The 26,198-nt window shown below is 40.1% G+C and carries 26 protein-coding genes and 1 pseudogene; 19 read left to right on the forward strand and 8 right to left on the reverse strand.

The genetic code is table 11. The annotated features are described in order from the left end of the window. The first annotated feature begins 121 nt into the window (after window positions 1-121). From fbp to J1G47_RS02785, 14 genes are all read left to right on the forward strand, one after another. Window positions 122-1,123: a class 1 fructose-bisphosphatase gene (gene fbp / locus J1G47_RS02720; RefSeq protein ID WP_021114086.1), complete on the forward strand. Its 1,002-nt coding sequence runs from the start codon at window positions 122-124 to the stop codon at window positions 1,121-1,123. 147 nt (window positions 1,124-1,270) lie between these two features. After that, on the forward strand, window positions 1,271-2,866 hold the full coding sequence (locus tag J1G47_RS02725) for an ABC transporter substrate-binding protein (RefSeq protein ID WP_207326742.1): 1,596 nt from the start codon (window positions 1,271-1,273) through the stop codon (window positions 2,864-2,866). A gap of 130 nt (window positions 2,867-2,996) precedes the next feature. After that, window positions 2,997-4,019 carry a LacI family DNA-binding transcriptional regulator gene (locus J1G47_RS02730; protein ID WP_005712203.1) on the forward strand — a complete coding sequence of 341 codons (1,023 nt, stop codon included), beginning with the start codon at window positions 2,997-2,999 and terminating at the stop codon, window positions 4,017-4,019. An 809-nt stretch (window positions 4,020-4,828) separates the two neighbouring features. Then, a complete protein-coding gene (locus J1G47_RS11735) occupies window positions 4,829-5,770 on the forward strand; it encodes a sigma 54-interacting transcriptional regulator (protein WP_234924182.1) in 942 nt (313 codons plus the stop codon). Beyond that, window positions 5,767-7,407 carry an ABC transporter substrate-binding protein gene (locus tag J1G47_RS02740; protein WP_035493464.1) on the forward strand — a complete coding sequence of 547 codons (1,641 nt, stop codon included), beginning with the start codon at window positions 5,767-5,769 and terminating at the stop codon, window positions 7,405-7,407. The genes J1G47_RS11735 and J1G47_RS02740 overlap by 4 nt, the downstream gene beginning before the upstream one ends. Before the next feature lies 1 nt (window position 7,408). After that, window positions 7,409-8,371, forward strand: coding sequence for an ABC transporter permease (locus tag J1G47_RS02745; protein WP_010786166.1), 963 nt, complete (start codon window positions 7,409-7,411; stop codon window positions 8,369-8,371). Window positions 8,372-8,558: 187 nt separating this feature from the next. After that, entirely contained in the window at window positions 8,559-9,452 is an 894-nt protein-coding gene (asd, locus tag J1G47_RS02750; RefSeq protein ID WP_075605447.1) for an archaetidylserine decarboxylase, read from the forward strand. A gap of 46 nt (window positions 9,453-9,498) precedes the next feature. Beyond that, a complete protein-coding gene (locus J1G47_RS02755) occupies window positions 9,499-10,038 on the forward strand; it encodes a DsbE family thiol:disulfide interchange protein (RefSeq protein WP_075605446.1) in 540 nt (179 codons plus the stop codon). A 5-nt stretch (window positions 10,039-10,043) separates the two neighbouring features. Continuing rightward, window positions 10,044-10,502, forward strand: a complete 459-nt coding sequence (locus J1G47_RS02760) for a cytochrome c-type biogenesis protein (protein WP_035499438.1) — start codon at window positions 10,044-10,046, stop codon at window positions 10,500-10,502. Further along, on the forward strand, window positions 10,502-11,404 hold the full coding sequence (ccmI, locus tag J1G47_RS02765; protein WP_021109885.1) for a c-type cytochrome biogenesis protein CcmI: 903 nt from the start codon (window positions 10,502-10,504) through the stop codon (window positions 11,402-11,404). The genes J1G47_RS02760 and ccmI overlap by 1 nt, the downstream gene beginning before the upstream one ends. A 32-nt stretch (window positions 11,405-11,436) precedes the next feature. Further along, window positions 11,437-12,381, forward strand: a complete 945-nt coding sequence (miaA, locus tag J1G47_RS02770) for a tRNA (adenosine(37)-N6)-dimethylallyltransferase MiaA (RefSeq protein ID WP_080691044.1) — start codon at window positions 11,437-11,439, stop codon at window positions 12,379-12,381. Between the two features lie 54 nt (window positions 12,382-12,435). Next, a complete protein-coding gene (gene hfq, locus J1G47_RS02775) occupies window positions 12,436-12,717 on the forward strand; it encodes an RNA chaperone Hfq (RefSeq protein ID WP_005712219.1) in 282 nt (93 codons plus the stop codon). Window positions 12,718-12,766: 49 nt separating this feature from the next. Continuing rightward, window positions 12,767-14,098: a ribosome rescue GTPase HflX gene (hflX, locus tag J1G47_RS02780; protein WP_457591950.1), complete on the forward strand. Its 1,332-nt coding sequence runs from the start codon at window positions 12,767-12,769 to the stop codon at window positions 14,096-14,098. Window positions 14,099-14,154: 56 nt separating this feature from the next. Beyond that, a complete protein-coding gene (locus tag J1G47_RS02785) occupies window positions 14,155-14,829 on the forward strand; it encodes a phosphoglycolate phosphatase (RefSeq protein WP_207326744.1) in 675 nt (224 codons plus the stop codon). Here the strand turns inward: J1G47_RS02785 and J1G47_RS12270 are convergent, their stop codons facing one another. The 6 genes from J1G47_RS12270 to J1G47_RS02810 all read right to left on the reverse strand — a co-directional run bounded on the left by J1G47_RS12270 (window position 14,830) and on the right by J1G47_RS02810 (window position 19,687). Next, window positions 14,830-15,153, reverse strand: coding sequence for a transposase (locus tag J1G47_RS12270; RefSeq protein WP_416037114.1), 324 nt, complete (start codon window positions 15,151-15,153; stop codon window positions 14,830-14,832). It abuts the gene before it with no gap. A 131-nt stretch (window positions 15,154-15,284) separates the two neighbouring features. Next, window positions 15,285-16,172 (reverse strand): N-acetylmannosamine kinase, encoded by an 888-nt coding sequence (locus J1G47_RS02790; RefSeq protein WP_207326745.1) that lies wholly within the window; start codon window positions 16,170-16,172, stop codon window positions 15,285-15,287. A 1-nt stretch (window position 16,173) separates the two neighbouring features. Beyond that, complete coding sequence (locus J1G47_RS02795; RefSeq protein ID WP_005712229.1) at window positions 16,174-16,869, reverse strand: N-acetylmannosamine-6-phosphate 2-epimerase; 696 nt, start codon at window positions 16,867-16,869, stop codon at window positions 16,174-16,176. Window positions 16,870-17,058: 189 nt separating this feature from the next. Continuing rightward, window positions 17,059-17,967 carry a pseudouridine-5'-phosphate glycosidase gene (locus J1G47_RS02800; RefSeq protein WP_021109892.1) on the reverse strand — a complete coding sequence of 303 codons (909 nt, stop codon included), beginning with the start codon at window positions 17,965-17,967 and terminating at the stop codon, window positions 17,059-17,061. After that, window positions 17,960-19,063: a PfkB family carbohydrate kinase gene (locus J1G47_RS02805; RefSeq protein ID WP_010786155.1), complete on the reverse strand. Its 1,104-nt coding sequence runs from the start codon at window positions 19,061-19,063 to the stop codon at window positions 17,960-17,962. Before J1G47_RS02805 ends, J1G47_RS02800 begins: the two co-directional genes overlap by 8 nt. A gap of 180 nt (window positions 19,064-19,243) precedes the next feature. After that, on the reverse strand, window positions 19,244-19,687 hold the full coding sequence (locus J1G47_RS02810) for a nucleoside hydrolase (RefSeq protein WP_021109894.1): 444 nt from the start codon (window positions 19,685-19,687) through the stop codon (window positions 19,244-19,246). Window positions 19,688-19,970: 283 nt separating this feature from the next. Between J1G47_RS02810 and J1G47_RS02815 the strand changes: the two genes are divergently transcribed. The 4 genes and pseudogenes from J1G47_RS02815 to J1G47_RS12075 all read left to right on the forward strand — a co-directional run. Beyond that, entirely contained in the window at window positions 19,971-21,230 is a 1,260-nt protein-coding gene (locus J1G47_RS02815; protein WP_160428919.1) for a NupC/NupG family nucleoside CNT transporter, read from the forward strand. Between the two features lie 91 nt (window positions 21,231-21,321). Further along, complete coding sequence (gene deoC / locus J1G47_RS02820) at window positions 21,322-22,101, forward strand: deoxyribose-phosphate aldolase (protein ID WP_016527487.1); 780 nt, start codon at window positions 21,322-21,324, stop codon at window positions 22,099-22,101. 28 nt (window positions 22,102-22,129) lie between these two features. Continuing rightward, the gene (gene deoD / locus J1G47_RS02825) at window positions 22,130-22,849 is read left to right on the forward strand and encodes a purine-nucleoside phosphorylase (protein ID WP_016527486.1); all 720 of its coding nucleotides are present in this window, start codon (window positions 22,130-22,132) and stop codon (window positions 22,847-22,849) included. A gap of 296 nt (window positions 22,850-23,145) precedes the next feature. Beyond that, window positions 23,146-23,232 (forward strand): annotated as a pseudogene (locus J1G47_RS12075) (helix-turn-helix domain-containing protein); the annotation flags it as partial. A 211-nt stretch (window positions 23,233-23,443) separates the two neighbouring features. Here J1G47_RS12075 and J1G47_RS02835 read toward each other — a convergent pair. Continuing rightward, complete coding sequence (locus J1G47_RS02835) at window positions 23,444-23,656, reverse strand: deoxyribose-phosphate aldolase (protein ID WP_234885586.1); 213 nt, start codon at window positions 23,654-23,656, stop codon at window positions 23,444-23,446. 29 nt (window positions 23,657-23,685) lie between these two features. Then, window positions 23,686-24,288 (reverse strand): VOC family protein, encoded by a 603-nt coding sequence (locus tag J1G47_RS02840; RefSeq protein WP_160435162.1) that lies wholly within the window; start codon window positions 24,286-24,288, stop codon window positions 23,686-23,688. 36 nt (window positions 24,289-24,324) lie between these two features. Here J1G47_RS02840 and argS point away from each other — a divergent pair, with 36 nt between their 5' ends. Next, the gene (gene argS / locus J1G47_RS02845) at window positions 24,325-26,052 is read left to right on the forward strand and encodes an arginine--tRNA ligase (RefSeq protein WP_075605440.1); all 1,728 of its coding nucleotides are present in this window, start codon (window positions 24,325-24,327) and stop codon (window positions 26,050-26,052) included. Window positions 26,053-26,198 lie beyond the last annotated feature (146 nt).

Consider the following 26,198-nt stretch of genomic DNA (forward strand, 5'->3'; position numbering starts at 1 on the left):
AGCATTCCTTACATAAAAATTGTGAACAGTATCACAAAACAAAACTTTACTCGAAAACAGGGTTTCAATGGGCGAGTATAATAAAGCAAACTGTATTGAATAGCTAATAAGGAGATAAAAAATGAAAACATTAGGCGAATTTATTGTTGAACGCCAAGCAGAATATCCAGGAGCTACGGGGGAACTCAGTGGTATTCTATCTTCCATTCGTTTGTCTGCAAAAATCATTCACCGTGACATTAACCGAGCAGGTTTAACCCAAGATATTTTAGGTGTATCTGGCGATGAAAACATTCAGGGCGAAACCCAGATGAAGCTCGATGTATTTGCCAACGAAACAATGAAAAAAGCATTAATTGCTCGTGGCGATGTGGCAGGATTTGCATCTGAAGAAGATGATACTTTCGTGGCGTTTGATACAGAACGTGGTAGAAATGCAAAATACATTCTAATGACAGATCCCCTTGATGGTTCGTCCAACATTGATGTGAATGTGTCTGTCGGAACAATCTTTTCGATCTACAAACGTGTATCACCGATTGGCACGCCTGTGACGATGGACGATTTTTTACAACCTGGGCGTAAACAAGTTGCGGCAGGCTATGTGACCTATGGTTCATCAACAATGTTAGTTTATACGACGGGTAATGGCGTAAACGGCTTTACCTATGATCCTTCTTTAGGTTTGTTCATTCTTTCTCACCCAAATATGAAAATGCCGTTTGAAGGCAAATATTATTCGATTAACGAAGGGCAATATCTCAAATTCCCAGAGGGCGTGAAGAAATTCATTAAATTCTGCCAAGAAGAAGATAAAGCAACGGGGCGCCCATACTCTTCTCGTTATATCGGCTCATTGGTTTCAGACTTCCACCGTAACTTGTTAAAAGGCGGTATCTACATTTACCCAAGCACGAAAAGCCACCCGAACGGTAAATTACGCCTACTTTACGAAGGCAACCCGATGGCATTCTTAGCGGAACAGGCTGGCGGTATGGCGACTGACGGGTTTAATCCGATTTTAGACATTAAACCAACTGAATTACATCAACGTGTGCCATTCTTTGTGGGTTCAACAGCAATGGTACAAAAAGCGGGCGAGTTAATGGCTGAATTTCGCTAGTAAATAATGGAAAGAAACCCACCGCTTGTTTACGCAAGCGGTGAGTTTTTTATATCATTTTGTTATAAAGACCACATTTTTGTTCTTTACCTTCAGCAAAATAATCGGTATCTTGCTTGCAATTTTTCACTCTTTATTGGAGATATTATGAAACTAAATACTAAATTCTCTCTCTTAGCCACGACATTATTGGTTTCAACTGTTGCTCAAGCCGCAGATAAAACGTTCATTAACTGTGTTAGCCGTTCACCAACAGGCTTTAGCCCTGCATTAGTGATGGACGGGATTTCGTATAATGCAAGTTCACAACAAGTGTATAACCGCCTTGTTGAGTTCAAACGTGGTTCAACAGATATTGAACCTGCTCTTGCAGAAAGCTGGAGAGTGAGTGATGATGGTTTAACTTATACCTTTAATTTGCGTAAAGGTGTGAAATTCCACTCAAATAAAGAGTTTACCCCAAGCCGTGATTTTAATGCGGACGATGTGGTGTTTTCATTCCAACGTCAGTTAGATCCAAATCACCCATACCACAATGTATCTAAAGCTACTTATCCGTACTTCAAAGCAATGAAATTCCCAACATTGTTGAAATCAGTGGAAAAAGTTGATGATCATACAGTGAAAATTACCTTAAACCGTCAAGATGCGACATTCTTAGCGAGTTTAGGTATGGACTTTATCTCGATTTATTCAGCGGAATATGCGGATAAAATGTTAGCGGCAGGCAAACCAGAAACCATTGATACAACACCTATTGGTACTGGTCCGTTTGTGTTTGCAGGCTATCAAGTGGATCAAAAAAGTCGCTATTTCGCACATAAAGAGTATTGGAAAGGAAAAGCGGATATTGACCGCTTGATCTTTGAAATTGTCCCTGATGCAACGGCTCGTTATGCAAAATTACAAGCGGGTGCTTGTGACTTAATTGACTTCCCAAACGCTGCAGATCTTGAGAAGATGAAAACCGATCCGAAAGTGAATTTACTTTCTCAATCAGGGTTGAATATTGCTTATATTGCGTTCAATACTGAAAAAGCACCGTTCGATAATGTGAAAGTACGCCAAGCGTTAAACTATGCGGTGGATAAAAATGCCATCATTGATGCCGTTTATCGTGGTGCAGGTGTGGCGGCGAAAAACCCACTTCCACCAACAATTTGGGGCTATAACAACGAAATCACTGGTTATGAATATAACCCAGAAAAAGCAAAACAGTTATTAAAAGAAGCTGGCTTTGAAAATGGTTTTGAAACGGATATTTGGGTACAGCCTGTGGTGCGTGCTTCTAACCCGAACCCACGTCGTATGGCAGAATTAGTGCAAAGCGACTGGGAAAAAGTAGGCGTGAAATCAAAACTGGTTAGCTACGAATGGGGCGACTACATCAAACGTACCAAAGCAGGTGAATTGACTGCGGGGACTTACGGTTGGTCGGGTGATAATGGCGATCCGGATAACTTCTTATCGCCACTATTCGGCAGTGAAAACGTGGGTAACAGTAACTACGCTCGCTTTAAAAATCCTGAATTAGATGCGTTGTTACACAAAGCGGTTGGTTTATCTGACAAGGCAGAGCGTGCAAAAATTTATGAACAAGCACAAGTATTGTTGAAAGAACAAGCGCCTTGGATCAATGTGGCACACTCAATTAACTTTGCCCCAACAAGTAAACGTGTTCAAGACTATAAACAAAGCCCATTTGGTTATACTTACTTATATGGTACGAAGTTGGCGGATTAATCTGTCTTAACAGGAAAGGGAAGCAAAATAAGCTTCCTTTTTCATTTTATTACCGATGAGAAGATAAATCAGCTATAATTCTTCCTAAAAACAAAGAGATAAAATACACATCTTAAATAAGGGAGAATATATGGAAATTAAATCATCACGGAAACGCTTGACCCTCAATGATATTGCACAACTTGCGGGTGTATCAAAAACCACAGCAAGTATGATCTTAAATGGGCAGGCAGAACAATTTCGCATTAAGCCTGAAACCCGCCAAAAAGTTGAAGAAATCGCAAAACAGCACGGTTACCGTGCAAATGCTTATGCAAAAGCACTTAAACTACGTCGCACCAATGTTATTGGTCTGGTCATTCCTGATTTAACCAATTATGGCTTTGCCTCTACAGCAAAGACTTTAGAGAAATTGTGCCGAGAGAATGGTTTGTACTTAGTCATTGCTTGTTCTGATGATAATCCTCAACAGGAGAAACAAGCGATAGATCGTTTACTTGACCGTCAAATTGATCTCCTAATTACCGCTCCAACACATCAAGATCCAAAATACTATAAATCCGTATTAAAGCATACTCTTCTACTACAACTTGACCGCTATGTTCCTCAACTTGAATTAGGTTATGTGATTAGTGCTGATACCGAAAAAATTGCAGAACTAGTATCTCTAACGATCCAACGCTATCAACTTAAAGAATATTTTTATTTTGGCGGTCAATGCTCACTTTCTCCTAGTGAATCTCGTTTAGCTGGTTTTCGCCAAGGCTTAAAGCAAGGTAACTTACAAGAAGAAAGCGGTTGGATTTTACATAAAAATTACCAACCTGAATCAGGTTATCAGTTGATGGCAGAGCTGGTTGAACGTTTAGGGCGTTTGCCTGAAGCAGTATTTACCGCGTCTTATACCATTTTGGAAGGTGTTCTACGTTACCTCACTGAACACAAGCAAATGGATAAACTGTTGAACGGTCAATTACATTTAGCCACTTTTGATGATCACGATTTACTTAACGCTCTGCCGTTTCATATTCATTCGATTAAACAGAATCATCAACAAATTGCATTTTCGCTGTTTAATCTGATACGCCAAAAGTTGCAAGGAAAGCCAATGGAGCAGTTAAAAGTAGAATGTGAAATTATTTGGAGAAGATAAGATGATTACAAGTATAGCCTAGATTTTTCTCCCTACAATAATAGTTAATCCATTCTTGTCTTACTATATTGTAAACAAAAATTTCCAAAATTCTTTTTTCGGAGTATCATAAGCGGACAGATCAAAGGCTTATTTTACAAAAGGAAGAGAAGATGCGATTTGCGATTGAGTGTATTGAACGTGTGGGCGTTGCTCAAGATATTTTAAGTTTATTGGCAACGAAAGGCATAAATTTAGAAGGGATCGAACTGCAAAAATTAGGCGAAAAAGGGCTTGTTTATTTGCGTACTAAAGCAATGGAGACTAGCCAGCAAGCTAATTTTGTCAAACAGTTGAAGAAAATTCCAAGTATTACTGCTGTTCAAGAAATTCATCATCTTCCACAAGAACGTAAAAATCTTGAGTTGAGAGCCTTAATTGAGGCGTTGCCTAATCCTGTTTTATCGCTTGATCTCAACGGTAAAATTGCCTTTGCTAATTCTCAAGCCTGTAAAGTTTTATTACCGATTTATCGCCAGTCGCTACCTAAGAAAAAACAAGAGCAAATTCTTTCTCTTGAAGGCGTTGATCTCAACGAAATTATCGTCAATCTCAATCGCACCAAATGGTATCAGTGGGTTTTGCAACAAGGGCGTTCTATTTTACCGACAACGTTACAGCCAATTTCTCACCCTATTCAATTTAATGATCAAGTATGGCGAATGGATTTACTGCCGATTGAATTGTGGGAGGCGGCACAAAACCGACCGCTTGGGTATGTTGTTACTCTGCAATCTCAGCAAACAATGCAACTCGATTTACGTCAATTTATGGCAAATCAAAACAGTGATTTCGATCATATTTTGACGAAGAGTGCCAAAATGAAAGCGGTGATTGAACAAGCCAAGAAATTTGCGACACTCAATGTGCCTTTGCTTATTCAAGGCGAAACGGGAACAGGTAAAGATTTGTTTGCCAAAGCGTGCCACCAATTTAGTTTTCGTCGGGATCAAAAATTCATTGCCGTTAATTGTGCTGGATTGCCTGAAGAAGAGGCTGAGAGCGAAATGTTTGGACATCACGGTGGCGACCGTACGCACGTTGGCTTTTTTGAGTATGCCAATGGCGGAACAGTATTGCTCGACTCGGTTGCAGAACTATCCCTTGAAATGCAAGGCAAATTATTACGTTTTTTGAATGATGGATCATTTCGCCGCGTAGGTGAAGATAAAGAAATTCAAGTTGATGTGCGTGTTATTTGTACATCACAAAAACCGCTTGCGACCTTAGTTGCGGAAGGAAAAGTACGCGAAGATTTATACCATCGCTTGAATGTGCTTACCTTGAATTTACCGCCGTTGCGTGAAAGACAAGGGGATTTAATGCTACTGACCGATCACTTTATTACCCAAATCAGTCAGCAACTAGGCATTCGTAAACCGCTTTACGATGAACATTTTATCAAAGCTATGCAAGCCTATCATTGGTCTGGAAATTTACGCGAACTTTATAATGCAATTTATCGAGCTTGCTCTTTAGCTACCGATCAACTTAAATCGAGTGATCTTAACTTGCCTGAAACGGTACCAAGCCATTTTGAAATTTCACATTTAGAGCAAGGTTCATTAGAAGAGCTGGTTAATCGTTTTGAAGCCTCACTGTTACGCAAGTTCTATACGGAATATCCAAGTACGCGTAAATTGGCTCAACGCTTAGGTGTTTCACATACTGCAATTGCCAATAAATTGCGGAGTTATGGGATCAGCAAATGATGAAACAACTTATGCTATGGGGATTTGCATTTTTAGGCACATATCTTACCGCTTACGCATCTCCTAAAATTCCACAAGCGTTACTGACAGACAGTCTGGTTTACTGTACCAGTGCCTCTGGTTTTTCTTTTAATCCTCAAAAAGCCGATGTTGGTTCAAATATGAATGTCGTTACAGAACAGATTTACGACAAACTGATTGAATTTGATCCCGAACAAAACCAGCTGAAGCCTGCCCTTGCAGAACGCTTTGAAATGAGTGAGGACGGTTTAACCATTACGTTATATTTACGCAAAAAAGTCTCTTTTCATCATACAAAATGGTTTACGCCAACACGCTATTTGACAAGTGAAGATGTGATCTTTTCTTTAAATCGAATTTTAGGCAAAGTTGGGGAACTGCCTGAGCTTAATCGAGAAGTACAACATCAAGTTCGTCACCGAATTGCAGACCGCACCCATTTCTCTTATTTTGAAAGTGTCGATCTTGCTAATCAGATCGTCGAGATTTCAGCGCCTTCATCGCATATCGTTAAAATTCGTTTGGCACAGCCTGATAGCTCAATTTTGGCTCATCTTGCCAGTCAGTATGCGGTGATTTTATCGAAAGAGTATGCCTTACAACTCAATGCCGATGATAATTTAATGCAACTCGATATTCTGCCTGTTGGCACGGGGGTATATCAGCTTGATAATTATGTACAAAACGATTTTGTTCGCTTACAGCCTAATCCTCGCTATTGGGGCAAAAAAGCCAATATCAGTAATTTAGTGGTGGATTTCTCTACCTCTGGCACAGGGAGAATGGCAAAGTTTTTGAACAACGAGTGCGATATTTCTGCCTTTCCAGAACCAAGTCAGCTCTCTATTTTGGATAAAACGCAAGGCTATGTAATTGAAACGGCTGGGGCAAACCTTGCCTTTTTAGCCTTTAATTTCCGCCAAGATAAAATGAAAGATCCAGCATTACGCCAAAAAATTGCGACAAGTATTGATCGTGAGCGTCTGGCGCGTATTCTGTTTTACGGCGTTGCTGAAGTACCACAAAATGTACTGCCGAAGGCGTTGTATGCGCAAGAAAATCCAACAAGCTACCCTTATTATCCGCCTGATACGAGTAAAAAAATGGAGGAAACAGACCGCTTAACGCTATGGGTAATTGATGAGAAACGTGTTTATCACTTGCACCCGTTAAAAATGGCGGAATATCTGCGTGCAGAGTTGGCGAAAGTGGGGATTACACTCAATGTTCGCCAAGTGAGCCGAGCCTACTTAACTCAGCAACTTGAAAATCATCAGGCAGACTATGATTTAATTCTAAGTGGTTGGTTAGCCAATAATTTTGATCCTGATAGTTTTCTCTCTTCGATTTTAAGTTGTCGCTTGCAAGATGCGGTGACCAATCTATCGAATTGGTGTAGCGTGGAATTTGATGAATTGCTTAAATTAGCAAGAACCGCTGAAGATCCACAAAGCCGAATGCAATATTATCAACAACTTCAAACTCTACTTGAAGAACGCTTACCGCTGTTACCTTTGGTGAATGTCAAACGGTTGTTAGTTGCCAATAACAGCGTTAAGAATGTCAAAATCAGTGCGTTTGGGCAGGTTAAATTATCTGACATTAAGGTGAAATAAAATGTTGTTCGTTCTTATTCGTAAGCTCTTGTTAATCATCATTTCACTGATGATTTTATCGCTTATCAGTTATTTTATTTTGCTGAGAAATCCGCATTATTCTGTCATTGAACAAGGCTTCTCAGGCTATGCAATTTATTTGCAACAATTGCTTGAAGGGAATTTAGGCGTTAGCGAAATGACAGGTGAGCCTTTAACGAAATTAATTTTAAATGTCTTTCCAGCCACGATCTCGCTCTGTTTATCGGCTATGTTACTTTCGCTGATGCTAGGCATTCCGCTTGGCTTTTTTGCGGCGCTACAACGGCAAAATATGATTGGCAAACTGTTAGGCTCACTGGGATCATTAAGCCTTGCTGTGCCTGTATTTTGGCTTGCCATTGTCTTATTGGCGTATGCTTCTAGCCATCATTGGGCAATTTCAGCTGTCGGCGAACTCCACCCCATTTATGCGGTGCCAACAATCACAGGCGTTAAAATTTTAGATATTTTTCTTTCAGATGCACCACATAAATTAAAAATGATGCAAAGCGCCTTGCATCATCTTGCACTGCCCACCCTTGTATTAGCTGTGCCAGCGACGTTAGAAATTATCCGAATGACAAAACAACGTACGGAATATGTGCTGAAACAAAATTATGTCAAAGTCGCTCGTACACGAGGCTGGTCGCCACTTAAAATCTGGTGGGTGCATATTTTACGCAATACCTTGCCTCCACTTATTCCGATGATCGCAAGAAATATCACTTTAATTTTCGCCTTTGCTATGCTTGTCGAAAATGTGGTGAGCTGGGGAGGCGTAGGACGTTGGATAGTTAATGCCCTTGCACTAAAAGATTACAATGCGATTTCCGCAGGCGTGCTTGCGATTGGTATTTTTGTTCTCAGTGTGGATTTACTGGCAAGCCTATTAACTACCCTACTTGACCCATCGCAGAAAAAAGATTGGTATGCCAAGGTATAAGAAACAATGGGGACTTTTAGGGGTGCTATATCTCGTGCTGTTAAACATTTTTTACTCTGCTAATACGCTTTGTTTTCTGCATTTAATTTAGAAAATAAAGTTTGTTGTGTCTCATTGTATCTACTCATTCTTCCGTGCATTTGCTATACTTTTATCCCTTTAACTTATTTATTCATCGGATACTGCAATGCAATTAAAATCCTACCCAGCGCCAACCTACGCACAACGTGCCAAAATCGCGTTTCAATATATGATGCCACAGCTGTACTTAACCCAAGCAGCAGGCTGGCTTGCGGAACGTAAATGGGGAGTAATCACTCATTTCATCATCAATGTTTTTGCGAAAAAATACCAAGTCAATTTAGCAGAAGCAGAAAAAACTAAGGCTTCTGATTATGCATCATTTAATGAATTTTTTATTCGTCCATTAAAGGAAAATGCTCGCCCAATTAACCAAAATCCACAAGCACTCTGTTTACCTGCAGATGGTCGAGTGAGTGAGTTGGGTAAAATTGAAGAGAACCAATTATTACAAGCGAAAGGTCACCAATTTAGTTTAGAAACATTACTTGCTAATGATCTTAATCTGGCAGATAAGTTCAAAAACGGCAATTTTATTACCACTTATTTATCGCCAAGAGATTATCATCGTGTGCATATGCCGTGCGATGCAACGTTGCGTAAGATGATCTATGTGCCTGGTGAGCTGTTTTCGGTTAATCCATTTTTAGCAGAACACGTTCCAAATCTTTTTGCGCGTAATGAACGTCTGATTTGTGAATTTGAAACGGCATTTGGGCCTATGGTGCAAATCCTTGTAGGGGCAACTATTACCGCCAGTATGAGTACTGTTTGGGCAGGAGTAATCAATCCGCCAAGAGCAAAAGAAGTGACAGTTTACGAATATCTCCCTACAGGCGAAACCGCAGTACATTTGAAAAAAGGGCAAGAAATGGGGGCATTCCGTTTAGGCTCTACGGTGATTAATTTGTTCCCGAAAGGTGCTGTGGAGTTGGAAGCTCACTTAAAAGCAGGCGAACCAACCAAAATGGGTGAACGTTTAGGTAAAATCAATCTCTAAAAGTGGGGCGTTCATATACGCCCTTTGTTATGTGTAAGGAAAACAGATGAAAGCCAAACTACTTATTCCGCTGATTGTTTTTTTGGGGTTAATTATCGCCTTTACTATTCAGCTTCAACGCAATGCCAATGGGGAAGATCCCAAAGCTCTTGAGTCTGCACTCATAGGTAAAACGATCCCTGAATTTAAGTTAGAGTCGTTACACGAAGCAACACAGATGTTAGATTCATCTGTGGTTAAAACAGGAACGCCACGCTTATTAAATGTATGGGCAACTTGGTGTCCAACTTGTTTTGCGGAACATCAATTTTTAACTGTTCTTGCTAAACAAGGGATTGAAATTGTCGGGATAGATTACAAAGATGAGCGTGCTAAGGCATTAAAATTTTTAAAAGATTATGGTGATCCTTACAAAGCCGTTGTTTATGATCCAAAAGGCTCTTTAGGGTTAGATTTAGGGGTTTATGGTGCACCTGAAACCTTTATTATTGACGGTAACGGCAAAATTCATTACCGCCATACAGGTGATGTGAATGAAAAAGTGTGGAATGAAGTGCTAAAACCCGTTTATGAGAAATTGAAGTAATGGCTATGAAGAAATTATTTGCACTCTTATTGCTTGTCCCTGTATTAAGTATAGCTTCGACGGATATGCAACAATTTGATAATGCACAGCAAGAATCTGATTATCGTGCGTTAATCCAAGAGCTACGTTGTCCCCAATGTCAAAATAACAATATTGCAGATTCAAATGCAACCATTGCGACAGATATGCGTAACAAGACCCTTGAGCTACTGAAACAAGGTAAAAGCAAAGATGAAGTCGTTAGTTATATGGTAGAACGTTATGGTAATTTCGTGACTTATGATCCGCCTATCACACCAGCAACTATTCTACTCTGGCTTATGCCGTTATTGTTAATTGGGGTAGGTTTAGGCATTATGTTTAAACGTAAAAAGCGTGTACAAGCGGTCAGTTCTGAGCAGAAAAATGCAAATGTGGTTGATACAGCTCGCCTTAATCAGATTTTAAACGAAAAGGATAAATAATGAATTTTTGGATTTTAGTCACGATTATTACGCTGATTATTGGCGTGGTGGCGTTTTACCCTTTATTGAAACAGCGTCAAAATTTAAGCACACAAAAGCGAGATAGCCTCAATAAAGCCTTCTACTTTGACCGTTTAAAAGAAGTGGAACAAGAAGCGGAAGCAGGTATTATTGAAGATAGCGAGCAGACGAAGCTCGAACTTCAACAAAGCCTGCTTGATGATATTCCTGAGCATCAAACACAAGCGGTAAGTTCGGCAAAATCATTTGGACATCTTGGCAAATTATGGTTTATCGCCTTGATTTTATTGATTGGCGGTATTAGTGCTGGGATCTATTGGAACATCGGTTCGTGGTTTAGTGGCACAATGCTTGAAATGAGCCACAAAAAGCTTGATTATTTTTATGAAAGAGTAAAAACGGAAGAAACCGATCCCCTTTCAGAACAAGAGCTGAACCAATTTGCAATGGCACTACGTGTTGAGCTACAAAAAAATCCGAATGACGATAAACATTGGTTTATGCTAGGTCAGTTAGGAATGGCGTTGGATAATGGACAGCTAGCTCTTGATAGTTTTGCTAAAGCGAGCAAGCTAAAACCAGAGAATATGCAGTATAAGTTACGTCACGCTGAAATTTTATTGTTCTCTGAAGACCCAAAAGATAAATCGCAAGGTGAGTTATTGCTCAAAGAAGTGATTAGGGCAGATCATACAAATACCAATGCCTTGAGCTTATTGGCTTTCCGTGCGTTTGAACAGGAAGACTATAAAATGGCGGCAATGACGTGGGGAATGATGTTGAAGTTAATGCCTGAAGATGATCCTCGTCGCCCTACGATTGAGCGTAGTATTCAATCTGCGTTGTCGATGATAAAACCAGGAGAAATAAAAGCCCCCTAACTCACCGCTTGTTATTTTATAGACTAGATGTAATGCAAAAACCTCTCGCAATTTTTTTAATGGGGCCAACGGCATCGGGGAAAACCGATCTTGCCATTGCCCTACGCCAGCAGATTCCTGTTGAGGTAATCAGTGTTGATTCCGCCTTGATTTATAAAGGTATGGATATAGGCACGGCTAAGCCGAGTAAGGCTGAACTCGAACTTACCCCCCATCGTTTAATTGATATTCTTGACCCATCAGAAAGTTATTCTGTTATGAATTTTCGTGAAGATGCGTTACGAGAAATGGCAGATATTACGGCTCAAGGTAAAATCCCCTTGTTGGTGGGGGGTACAATGCTTTATTACAAAGCATTGCTTGATGGCTTGTCGCCATTGCCTTCGGCAGATCCAGATATTCGGGCAGAAATTGAAGCAAAAGCAGAGCAAATCGGTTGGGCAGGTTTACATCAAGAACTGGTTAATATCGACCCAATTTCGGCTAAGCGGATCAACCCTAATGATAGCCAGCGTATTAATCGGGCGTTAGAGGTCTTTTATATTTCGGGAAAAACAATGACGGAACTCACCGCTCAACAAGGCGAAGGTATTCCTTATGAGATAATGCAGTTTGCGATAGCTCCCCAAGAGCGAGCTGTGCTACATCAACGGATTGAACAACGTTTTCATAAAATGATCGATTTAGGCTTTGAACAAGAAGTTCGACAGCTTTATCAACGGGGCGATTTAAATGTTGATCTGCCTTCTATTCGCTGTGTCGGTTATCGACAAATGTGGGAATATTTGGAAGGTCAAACTTCTCTTGATGAAGCAATCTTTAAGGGAATTTGTGCAACTCGTCAGCTTGCTAAACGCCAAATCACTTGGCTAAGAGGTTGGACGAGTGAGCTAGAATGGCTTGATAGTTTAGATCCTGAAAATTCTTATAAAAAAATGATCGAAAAAGTACAGCAAAAGCATTTGAAACTGTGGTAATATCGCAATGCCTTTGGCAAAGCATTAAACAACAATAATTAGAAGGAACATAAAATGGCAAAAGGTCAATCTTTACAAGATCCATACTTAAATGCACTTCGCCGTGAACGGATTCCAGTTTCCATTTACCTCGTGAATGGCATTAAATTACAAGGTCAAATTGAGTCTTTCGATCAATTCGTTATTTTATTAAAAAACACAGTGAGTCAAATGGTTTACAAGCACGCAATTTCAACCGTTGTGCCAGCTCGTGCGATTTCTCACAACAATAACTCTAACCACGCTCATCAAGCCGCACCAGTGCAATCTGCTGAAGTGGTAGAGAAAGTGGAATAATTTTATTACTACATTAGACCTCTTGAATGAACCAAACACCGCAAATTCTGTGTTTGGTTTTCCGTTGCCTGAAAAAACACAAAACACGCCTGACAAAGAGCGTGCTATTGTAGTACATCTTTATCTCTCTCAAACTAAAGATGTGGAAAATCTGATGGAATTTCAAACTCTTGCCGAGTCCGCAGGGGTAGAGGTTGTCGCTACATTGACAACCACACGTTCCGCACCCCATATCAAATACTATGTTGGTCAAGGTAAAGCCCAAGAAATTGCGGATGCAATCAAAGATTTTGATGCGACCGTCGTTTTAATTAATCACCAACTCAGCCCTGCTCAAACACGTAATCTACAATCCCTTTGCGATTGCCGAGTGGTGGATCGTACAGGCTTGATTTTGGATATTTTTGCCCAAAGAGCAAGATCTCACGAAGGTAAGTTACAAGTCGAGCTGGCACAGCTTCGCCATTTATCCACTCGCTTAGTCCGCCGTTTAGGTAACCAAGATCAACAAAAAGGCGGTGCGGTAGGCTTACGAGGCCCAGGGGAAACCCAGTTAGAAACAGATCGCCGTTTAATTAAAGTGCGTATTCAGCAGTTACAAAACCGCTTGGAAAAGGTAAGTAAACAGCGTGATCAGAACCGCAAAACTCGTCAAAAAGCAGACATTCCAACCATTTCCCTTGTGGGTTATACCAACGCAGGTAAATCAACCCTATTTAATGTGATTACTGATGCAGGTGTTTATGCGGCAGATCAACTGTTTGCTACCCTTGACCCGACATTAAGACGAATTCAAATTCAAGATGTTGGCACAGCGATTTTGGCAGATACCGTTGGCTTTATTCGCTTTTTGCCCCACGATTTAGTTTCTGCGTTTAAATCCACCCTACAAGAAACCACAGAAGCGACATTGTTGCTACACGTTATTGATGGTGCAGACGACCGTAAAAATGAAAATATTGATGCAGTTAATCAAGTGTTAGATGAGATTGAAGCATTAGAAATTCCGACCTTGCTCGTGTATAACAAGGTGGATCGCTTGGACAGCATTGAGCCACATATCGAATACAACGATGACGGCAAACCTGTGGCGGTTTATCTTTCGGCACAACAAAATCAAGGCATTGATCTGCTATTTGAAGCAATGCGAGTCAGACTTAAAAACGAGCTGGTCTGTGAAAGAGTACTGCTACCCACAACAAGCGGTCAGATTTACACTAAATTTTACCAACAGCAATGTATCAAATCAGAGCGTTTCACCGAATTTGGCGATCGTTTAGTGGAAATTGAAGTCGATAAAATTCAATGGCAAAAGTGGCTTAAACAATACCCTGAACTAACGGAATTTGTTGAGTTTGCGAAATGGGAAGCAGAGAGTTAATATTGACCTAAAAACAAAATATCGAGCGTATCTCACCGCTTGGTTAAGGAAATAAGATGACGAAACAATTCAAATTAATCGGTTTTGACCTAGATGGAACGCTAGTCAATAGCCTGCCCGATTTAGCCTTATCGCTTAACTCTGCCTTCGCCGAAGTTGGCTTGCCACAAGCCTCTGAAGAGCTTGTTCTGACTTGGATCGGCAATGGAGCTGATGTGCTTTTTGCGAAAGGAATGGAATGGACAGGAAAAGCAGATGAATTTTCACAGGAAGAATTAGCCCAAATTAAACGCCGATTTGGATATTTTTATGGCGAAAATGTCTGCAACATCAGCAAACTCTATCCAAATGTTAAAGAAACATTAGAAACACTTAAAACACAGGGCTATATTTTAGCCGTAGTCACAAACAAACCAACTAAACACGTTTTACCTGTGTTGCAAGCCTTTAAAATCGATCATCTCTTTTCTGAGGCTCTTGGTGGACAATCTCTGCCTCAAATAAAACCACACCCAGCCCCACTTTATTACCTTTGTGGCAAATTTGGTTTATATCCCCACGAAATGTTATTTGTCGGCGATTCTAAAAACGATATTTTGGCAGCGAAAGCGGCTGGTTGTAAAAGCGTAGGTTTAACCTATGGCTATAACTACAACATTCCCATTAGTGAATCTGAGCCTGATTATGTTTGTGAGGATTTTGCTGAGATTTTGAACGTCATACACCAGTAACTAGTAAGGTAGCATTTGAATAATAGGCATAGTAGGCAAATTTATTACCCATCTATCAAAAATTATTGGCATAGTAGACAAGAGTGTTGTTTTTTTGCAAACTATGCCTCTAATGGACAAACGTTGAACAGTTCTAATGGAACAGTGATATTTTTCGGATAATTGTTTATAGGTTTGTTTTCCTATTGTGTAATCATCTATTGGATTTAATTTATTTGTGGAAGAAAATGTTTTATGGCAGGACGAACAAAAGTATCTCTGAATATTATTTTTATTTCCATACTTTTGGATATTGTTCTTAAGGCAAAAAGGACAGGTTTTTATTCATATTTCAAAAAGTGGCTTAAAGCCTTATAGTACCAGGCTTTAAGCCACTTTTTACCAACGCTTTTGTCTACTATGCCTAATCATATCTAATGATATCAGCGGTAAAACATTTAATAATGTAATAATCATTATATCTGTTTTTGATTTTCAGCCCACCAAGCTGCACCTATCAATCCAGCATCTTGGGCATAATAAGCAGGAACAACATCAGGGCGATAAATTTCAGGCATTTCGGAAAGGAAATGGGTTACTCTGGCTAAATAACCTTCTGCTAATCCAACACTTCCGCCAAGAGCAATTCGTTGAATATCTAAGTTAATTTTGAGATCGGCAATTAAGTGAGCAATCGCTTTTGCAGATTTATCCACTAAAGCAGCCGCTTGTGGATCGCCTGCTCTAAAGCGTGCAAATACTTCAGGCGGTTCGCAAGGGTTATCCCATTTAGCTGCATCACGAGCAATCGCACGCCCTGCAGCAACCGCTTCGACACAGCCGACACGTCCACAGCCACACACTTCCCCATTTGGATCAGCAAGGCTATGTCCGATATGTCCAGCTACGCCGTTTGTGCCAGTAAAGAGTTTGCGATTTAAGATAATACCGCCCCCTACGCCTGTCGAAACGGTAATAAAGGCAAAATTTTCAATGTCATCTTGACGTAAAAATTCAGCACAACCCGCCGCTTGGGCATCATTTAACAGCGTAATCGGCTTGTCCGTGTGTTTGGCAACGCTTTGCTCAAGAGGAAAGAATGCCAGATTGCCTAAATTTTTCGGGTTAAGTGCGGTTAGAATACCCTTTTGAATAATTCCCGTTGAAGCCACCGAAACCTGATCAAATTTCCCTTTGAACTGCGTTAAAATTTGTGCCAAAGCGCTGTCTAGAGCTTCTGCACTTGGATTTTGTGGTGTGTGAATTTGTGTACGTTCCGCCACTATTGCTTCTTTTCCCTTTAAGGTAACAAGAGCGGCAGCGATTTTGGTTCCACCCACGTCAATGGCTAAACAAGCGGTCATATTAGGCTCCTGTTTTGCGATTATCAATGGCGGTCACAAACCAGCTTACGATATGCTCAAGACGAGTTAAAGCTGAGCCAACGGTTACAGCATAAGCCCCATTTTCAATCGCAACGGCAGCAAGTTCAGGGGTATTGTAACGCCCTTCAGCCATTACACGACAACCACTGGCGACTAAATCACGCACCAGTTGAACATCTGGTTCATCAGGGGTTTCACCGCCTGTATAGCCTGACATTGTGCTACCGATTAAATCTACGCCTAACTCTTGGCAGTACATACCTTCTTTGTAGTTTGAGCAGTCCGCCATTGACATTGCTCCTAACTCTTGGATACGTCTTGCACAGGCTTTAATCGTGGTTGGACGAACACGATCTGTACCATCAAAGGCAATAATATCTGCCCCTGCGTGATACAAATCGTCAATATCTTGTAAGAATGGCGTGATACGAACAGGGCTGTCAGGTAAATCACGTTTTACGATACCTACAATCGGCACATCAACGACTTTACGCACCGCTTTTAAATTATCAATGCCTTCAATACGAAGCCCTGCCGCTCCGCCAATGACTGATGCTTTTGCCATTGCCGCTACAATCTCTGGCGAGTCCATCGGACCGTCATCAACAGGTTGGCAAGAAGCAATTAAACCATTTTTTAATTGTTCTAAAATTTGTTGTTTGGTTAATCTCGACATAAAAACTCCATTAGCATTAAACAAAAAGAAAATTTACTCCAAAGCATACCCCTACAAATGAAGTAATGCAATCAATAGCATTAAAAAGTGAGAGATAGATCAAATTTTTCTACAAATAAAAAACAAAACGGTGAATTTATTACAAATTCACCGTTCAAGATAAGTCGTTATAAAACGAGTTTTAATCGATTATTTAAAAAATTCAACGGCTAAACGAGCACCGACTTTCGCATTATTTTTCACCAGCTTGATATTCGCTTCTAAGCTCTTGCCTTCGGTCATTTCAACGATTTTACCGAGTAAGAATGGCGTAATATCTTTACCTATAATGCCTTTTTCTTCGGCTTCTTTTACTGCTGTATCAATAATACCGTTGATATAACTTGGTGCTAATTCATCTTCTTGTGGAATTGGGTTTGCAACAACCACGCCACCTTCTAAGCCTAGCAGCCATTTCACTTTGATCATTTCAGCAATTTCAGTTAATTCTTCACACGATAATGCCAATGGTAAACCGCTATCACGAGTAAAGAATGCTGGTAGATTTTTGGTTTTATAACCAACGACAGGCACGCCTTTGGTTTCTAAATATTCTAAGGTTGCATCAAGGTCAAGGATAGATTTCGCCCCTGCACAAATAACGGTTACGCTTGTTTGTGCTAATTCATCAAGGTCCGCAGAAATGTCTAATGTGGTTTCCCAGCCTTTATGTACGCCACCTAATCCTCCTGTTACGAAGAATTTAATACCTGCAAGGTGAGCACAAATCATTGTAGAAGCAACCGTTGTTGCCCCTAATTTTTTAGACGCAATAATCTGTGGTAAATCACGGCGAGAAACTTTTGCGATCCCTTTGCTGCTACCAAATAACTCTAATTCATCATCAGAAAGACCAATACGGATTTTGCCGTCAATGATTGCAATCGTCGCAGGTACAGCACCGTTATCACGGATAATTTGCTCAACTTCCCTTGCCATTGCAACATTTTGTGGATATGGCATACCGTGAGAAATAATGGTCGATTCTAAGGCAACAATCGGCAAGCCTTGAGCCATACCACGTTGCACTTCATCAGATAAAATAAGGTAGTTATTCATAATAATGCTCCATTTCGGTTTCTAATTGAGATTTGGTTAAATTTGGTCGAACAGTAAATTCCGACTGAATTGTATGATAGGCGTTGGTTAAACCAGCTAAGATCGCCTTGTCTTGCTCATAATTATTAAGCCAAGCATAAATAAATGCTCCACTAAAAGAGTCGCCTGCACCTGTGACATCAATCACTTTGTGGCTATCCATTTTTTTAACGGAATACCAACGGGTTTCATCCTGAGATGCACTCAAAATAGCTTTAGAACCTGCGGTTAATACAATTTGTTTTACGCCTTTTGCTAACAATATTTTAGCGGCTTCTTCAATTTTTTGATCGGTATCTAATAGCATATCTAAATAGGCTGCAAGTTCCCCTTTATTGATGATTAAGCAACTTACACCTTGTAAATCTTGAGGAAGACGATCCATTTTCGGTTCGGAAACGGCAATCAACACCAAAGGAATGTGATAACCTTCGGCACTTTTGCAAAGGTATTCAATGGTCGCTTTTGGGCAATTTAGATCAGCCACAATACAACGAGCATTTTTAATTAATGCAGCGTGTTTATTCAAGGCTTCAGGGGTTAAGCTGTCATAAATCGACATATCCGCTAAGCCTAGATACATTTCGCCTTCTTTGTCTAGTAATGCGGTATAACAGCCTGTAGATTGTCCTTCTACGGTAATCACATTATTCATATCCATAAACTCAGACGAGAAGGATTTAATTCTCTCCCATTCAGGATCGTTGCCAACCGTAGAAATAAAGCTCACTTTCTGCCCGAGTCTGCCTAAATTCTCAGCCACATTACGAGCAACACCGCCAATCGTTGTTGTGGAATTTACTGGGTTTGACGTATAACCTCGAAGTTCTTCGTCCGTTTTAATTTTTTTATCAACATTCGCCGCACCAATACATAAAATAGCGCTACGCTCATTAAGAACATAAGCTCTGCCTAATAAATATTCTTTTTTTATTAGGGCGGAAATGATGTTGGCAATCGCTGAACGAGATAATCCCATATATTCAGCGAGTTCTTGCTGTGAAATGAAAGGGTTTTGACGTATTAAATCTAAAATCGTTTTTTCGTTCTGATTCATTTCCGAACTCCATTAGGACAAATGTTTTAATGAAAGGACATTTGTCATATTATTAAATCCATTAGAAACAGCGTCAATGTCTTTTTCAAAAATTTGTGAACAAGCTCACAAAAATAAAGACTGAATCCTGTTCAGCCTTATAGAGTATTGCAAAAAACTTGAAGAATCTAACCGCTTGTATTATTGAAGTCGTTTAATCGCATCAATCACGAGATCCCAAAAACGCTCTCGATCTAAAACTTTTGCCACATAAGTGTTACATTCTTTTGGCGGATAACGGAAATCTGCTACCGTCATTCCAAGTGTATGTGTTCCTGTTAATTCAATATTCACAGGGACTTTTTGTGTTTCGATAAGCGTCGGATCAATCACATAAGCTACAGCACAAGGATCGTGAACAGGTGGATAATCAAACCCTTGAGCCTGTTTATACATTTTGCCGAAGAAGTCTAACAGCTCCACCACAAATTTGGCTAAAGCGTTTCGAGAAACTTTTTCCAAGGTTTGATTGCCAACCACCGTTGTTACAGCCAATAAATCAATATCTGGATTGCCGTAAGCAAGCAAAATGGCAATAGCATCATCGTGTCCAGGATCGCAATCCAAAATAATTTTTTTACGCATATTATCTTCCTTTAGTTCAGTAAAAATTACCGTGGGTAAACTACAATAACTCTAACTCTATAAGGTGTAAAAGAAGCTGGCGTGAAAAAATGAGAGCTACTTCACATTTTTGATAAATAAAGTCCATTTTCTGTCAATTTATTTTTTAACTATGTAAAAAGTTAAAGATCTTAGTTTGAAAACTTGGTATATTGTGCAGCCCATCATTTTTGATGAGTTAGTTGTTATAATCACTATAACATTTATCATATATCTCTTCTCTTTCTTTGAATGGAGTCCTTAAATGGGTACGTTAAATAGTTTATTGGGTATAGTTGTTCTACTAGGAATAGCTTTTCTTTTGTCAAATAACAAAAGAGCAATTAACTTCCGCACAGTTTTTGGTGCATTAGCTTCACAAATCGGTATTGCCGCATTAATTCTTTACGTTCCAGTGGGTCGTAATGCATTAGGTGCAATGGCAGAGGGGGTTGCTAAAGTGATTAGCTATGGTAACGAAGGCGTTGCTTTCTTATTTGGCGGTCTTGTTAGCGATAAAATGTTTGAAGTCTTTGGAGGCGGTGGTTTCGTCTTCGCATTCAGAGTTCTTCCTATCATTGTCTCCTTCTCTGCATTAATTTCATTACTTTACTATGTTGGAATTATGCAATGGGTCATCAAAATCATTGGTGGTGGCTTACAAAAAGTACTTGGTACATCTCAAGCGGAATCAATGTCAGCAGCTGCGAATATTTTCGCAGGTCAATCAGAAGCACCATTAGTGGTTAAACCTTACATCAGCAAAATGACTGAGTCAGAACTTTTTGCAGTAATGTGTGGTGGTTTAGCTTCTATCGCAGGTTCTGTAATGGCAGGTTACGCAGGTATGGGGGTTCCACTTACATACTTGATTGCGGCATCATTTATGGCTGCACCTGCAGGTCTTTTATTCGCTAAAATTATTCTTCCACAAACAGAAAAATTCAATGACAGCATTGAGAACGTTGAATTAGAAAAACCAGCAAACGTATTAGATGCAGCTGCTGCTGGTGCAAGCTCAGGTATGCACTTAGCATTAAACGTAGGTGCAATGTTAATTTCGTTCATTGCATTAATTGCATTAATCAATGGTGTTTTAGGCGCTGTCGGTGGCTGGTTCGGTTATGAAGGTCTAAACTTAGGTCTAATTCTTGGTTGGATATTTAAACCATTAGCTTGGGCAATCGGTGTTCCTTGGAATGAAGCTGAAGTCGCTGGTCAAATGATCGGTCTTAAATTAGCGATCAATGAGTTCGTGGGTTACTTAGAATTTGCTAAATACTTAGGCCCCGAAGCTCCAATGGCATTAACAGACAAAACTAAAGCTATCGTTACTTTCGCACTTTGTGGTTTTGCAAACTTTAGCTCTATCGCAATCTTAATCGGTAGTTTAGGTTCTATGGCACCAAATCGTCGTGGTGATGTAGCTCGCTTAGGTATCAAAGCGGTAATTGCAGGTTCTCTTGCAAACTTAATGAGTGCTGCGATTGCAGGTCTATTTATCGGAATTGGTGGTGCGGTTTAACACTCTCAATTCTTGAACGAAACACCACAGGAAACTGTGGTGTTGTCGTTTATGGCAAAGTTAAACGATTGCTTTAAGTAAGGAATAAAGAATGAGTTTAAAATCTATTGCAAAACAAGCCTTATCTTTAATGGATTTAACCACATTAAATGATAATGACACCGATGAAAAAGTGGTAACATTATGCCAACAAGGCAATACGCCATTTGGTACGCCTGCGGCGGTGTGTGTTTATCCACGTTTTGTGCCTATTGCACGCAAAACCTTAAAAGCACAAGGTACAGAACAAGTTAAAATTGCGACTGTCACCAATTTCCCTCACGGTAACGATGATATTGACATTGCAGTGGCAGAAACCAAAGCTGCGGTGGCTTATGGTGCTGATGAAGTCGATGTGGTTTTCCCATATCGTGCATTGATCGCAGGTAATGAACAAGTCGGTTTTGAGCTTGTCAAACAGTGTAAAGCGGCCTGTTCTGCCAATAATGTTGCATTAAAAGTGATTATTGAATCAGGCGAGCTGAAAACAGCGGAATTAATTCGTAAAGCGAGTGAGATTTCAATTAAAGCAGGGGCAGATTTTATCAAAACATCAACGGGTAAAGTGCCTGTGAATGCTACCCTTGAATCTGCTCATATTATGCTAGAAACCATTCGTGATTTAGGTGTTGCAGATAGCGTTGGTTTTAAAGCCGCTGGCGGTGTAAAAACCACCGAAGAAGCAGAGCAGTACCTCGCATTAACTGCTGAAATTTTAGGACAAGATTGGATTAACCAAGCTCATTTCCGCTTTGGTGCATCTAGTTTATTAGCGAATTTACTTGCTACATTAAACGATGAACAAGTAAATCAAAATGTAACGGGATATTAATCTCTCAACAAACAACGAGGAACAGACTATGACTCCACATATTAATGCACCAGCAGGTGCATTTGCCGATGTTGTATTAATGCCAGGTGACCCACTTCGTGCTAAATATATCGCTGAAACTTTCTTAGAAAATGCAGAACAAGTCACTAATGTCCGTAATATGCTCGGTTATACTGGAACTTACAAAGGTCGTCGTATTTCTGTAATGGGACACGGTATGGGTATTCCATCTTGCTCAATCTATGCGAAAGAATTAATCACCGAATACGGTGTGAAAAAAATTATTCGTGTAGGTTCTTGTGGTGCAGTACGCCAAGACGTGAAATTACGCGAAGTCATTATCGGTGTTGGTGCTTGTACTGACTCTAAAGTAAACCGTATCCGCTTCAAAGACAACGACTTTGCGGCAATTGCTGACTTTGATCTTACTTTAGCGGCTGTACAAGCAGCAAAAGCGAAAGGCATCAATGTGCGTGTAGGTAACCTTTACTCTGCAGATCTTTTCTACACTCCAGATGTAGAAATGTTTGATGTAATGGAAAAATACGGTATCTTAGGTGTTGAGATGGAAGCGGCTGGTATCTACGGCGTTGCTGCAGAATTTGGGGCAAAAGCATTAACCATCTGTACTGTTTCAGACCATATCCGTACGCACGAACAAACTACCGCAGAAGAGCGTCAATTAACCTTCAACGATATGATTGAAATTGCGTTAGAGTCTGTGTTGATTGGTGATCAGCAAGGTTAATTAAAGGCATACCCCCTGATTGATTAATCCGCATTTTTGTGAAATGAAGTATTACAAGAATGCGGATTTTATCATAACTGTGCCGTAAAGTTCTCTCCTTCAGAGCGGAGATATAAGATATAAACGGTGTGGGTCGTTTCAAATCTAATTAATCAGGTATTTGTTGTTGCTTGATGTATTGGTGAATAATCGAATGGGGGAACCACCGCGGCTGCCAGCAAATCGTGTTTAATTTCAGTTTCTTCTTTTCATAGATCAAATATAAAATGTGGAAAATCACGCTCTAAACTTTGTTAATGCAATTACGCAAAGCCTTTAAGTTCGAGATAATGCCCAACGGCGAGGAAATCCGCATAATTAAACAGTTCTGCGGCTATGCTAGGGCATAGTAGACAAAATGGCTGCTAATTTCGTGAAAACTATGCCTATATGACAAAGTGGTCGCTAATATTTAAGGAATACAAACATTAGCAACTATTTCATCCGCCCATGTGTTCAACATGAGTAAAAAGAATTTAACAGACAAAGTATGTGATTGATATAAGATTCATTTAAATTCATAACGAGGAATTGTTTCTAGTCTATTCATCTCATTTATATGCACACGGCCCCCACTGTTGCATGAGCATCGTACTTCCTATTTATTGTTACTAATTCACCATTGTCTTTTTTTATAGTAAGTTTAACTGAATCAAAAGATAGATATTCGCTGGTTACAATAGTTGCATTACCTTCAGATGTATATTTTTCAGCCGTACACGCTGCTGATATAATGCCTATTAATAAAATACTAGATAACTTTTTCATATAAGCCCTTTGTATAAAATAAGCCAATTTTAAAGAAGTGACACATTTAAATCATAAGGGTGCAACTTAAGACAGCAAAAATTCTGATAAGTTGCATTTTTGAGTGAAATTGCCACACTTGGATTAGGTAAACGTTCGCCTTCGACTTGTGGTTGGCTGATTTTGATCTTTAATTCGGGATTAGCTTGCAAATAAAATTGCTCATCTATCCGCTTACACCACTGCTCAACGTTCTCGTTTTCGTACATTGGGATAATAATTTCAATATGCTCCCAGCCTTCTTCTGGATAGCTTTTACCTTTAGGGAACGGCAACTCAATCACGGAAACTGCCTGTCCGCAAAAATGCACTGGCTGATTTAGAGTAAACAAACCTATCGGGCGACCATTAACTTCACTCTCTTTTAATAAGGTTGAGCCAGTCAGCAGCATTGCTTTCCATTGGTTAGCGACTTCATCACTATTCATTCGCACCGCCAGATGATCGATCTGATATTGGCTCAAATCAATCTGAGCAATCTTAGCAATCTGCGCTATTTTTCGCTCAAACTCAGCAAGATCACCAAAACAAGCGGTTAGATTTGTGAAAAAGTTTGCAAATTCGGAGCATTTATCAGTATTTTTTAGTATCATTGCACACATTTTTTAGTATTGAAAATAGGTATAAACGTGAATATTCAACACATTCTATCGGAAAAAATCAAGCAAGCAATGATTGTCGCAGGGGCAGAGCAAAATGTTGAGCCATTAGTGCGTCAATCAGGCAAAGTCCAATTCGGTGATTATCAAGCGAACGGCATTATGGGGGCAGCAAAAAAATTAGGCTTAAACCCGCGTGAATTTGCTCAAAAAGTAGTGGATAACGTTGATTTAAACGGCATTGCAGAAAAATTAGAAATCGCAGGCCCAGGTTTTATCAACATTTTCTTAGCCCCAACTTGGTTAGCTCAACAAACAGAAAACGCATTCAGTGGCGATAAATTAGGCATTAACTTAAATCAAGCTCAAACGGTGGTGGTCGATTATTCATCACCAAACGTTGCTAAAGAGATGCACGTTGGGCATTTACGTTCCACCATTATCGGCGACGGCGTAGTGCGTGCCTTAGAATTTTTAGGCAACAAAGTTATTCGTGCTAACCACGTCGGCGACTGGGGAACGCAATTTGGTATGCTGATTGCTTACCTAGAAAAAATGGAAAACGAACACGCGTCCGAAATGGAGTTAAGTGATCTTGAAGCCTTTTATCGCGCAGCAAAAGAGCATTATGATAGTGATGAAGTCTTTGCGGAAAAAGCTCGAAATTATGTGGTGAAATTGCAAAGTGGCGACGATTATTGCCGTACGATGTGGAAGAAGTTGGTAAACATCACAATGCAACAAAACCAACATAACTACAACCGCTTGAATGTGACGCTTACTGAAAACGATGTAATGGGCGAGAGCCTTTACAATCCAATGTTGCCTGAAATTGTGGCGGATCTAAAAGCTCAAGGTTTAGCCGTTGAAGATGATGGGGCGTTAGTGGTTTTCCTTGACGAATTTAAAAATAAAGACGGCGACCCAATGGGCGTGATCGTGCAGAAAAAAGATGGCGGTTTCCTTTACACCACCACCGATATTGCTGCTGCCAAATACCGCTTTGAGACCTTAAAAGCAGATCGTGCGTTAGTCTTTTCCGACACTCGCCAAAGCCAACATATGCAACAGGCTTGGTTAATCACTCGCAAAGCAGGTTATGTGCCAGACAGCTTCAGCCTTGAACATCACAACTTCGGAATGATGTTAGGCAAAGATGGCAAACCATTCAAAACCCGTACAGGTGGCACGGTTAAATTAGCGGATTTACTTGATGAAGCCGTTGAGCGTGCAGAAAAATTAATTGCAGAAAAAAATCCAGATTTAACCGCTTGCGAAAAACAAGCTGTGGTGGAAGCCGTGGCAATCGGGGCGGTGAAGTACTCCGATCTCAGCAAAAACCGTACCACAGACTATGTATTTGACTGGGATAATATGTTGAGCTTTGAAGGCAACACCGCACCTTATATGCAATATGCCTATACCCGTGTGCGTTCGATCTTCAGTCGTGCAGGGATCGACCCGAACAGCTTAACAGGCAATATCGTTTTAACCGACGAAAAAGAACGCAACCTTGCGATTAAATTATTGCAGTTTGAAGAAGCGGTGACGGTGGTTGCCAAAGACGGTACACCGCACGTTCTCTGCCAATATCTCTATGAATTAGCAGGTATTTTCTCTAGCTTCTACGAAGCCTGCCCGATACTTAATGCCGAAGAAAGTATTAAGCAAAGTCGCTTGAAACTCGCTCACTTAACGGCAAAAACCTTAAAACAAGGGTTGGATCTGTTGGGTATTAAGACGGTTGAGAAGATGTAAGGCATAGTCCGTAAAAAACAACACTTTTGTCTACTATGCCAACAAAAATATCGGCATAGTAGACAAAATGGTTGCTAAAAAGTGGCTTAAAGCCTTATATTACGGGCTTTAAGCCACTTTTTTGAATTGTGAACCAAAAAATGTCA

The sequence above is a fragment of the Glaesserella parasuis genome, from assembly GCF_017352235.1.
GTDB classification, from domain to species: Bacteria; Pseudomonadota; Gammaproteobacteria; order Enterobacterales; family Pasteurellaceae; genus Glaesserella; species Glaesserella parasuis.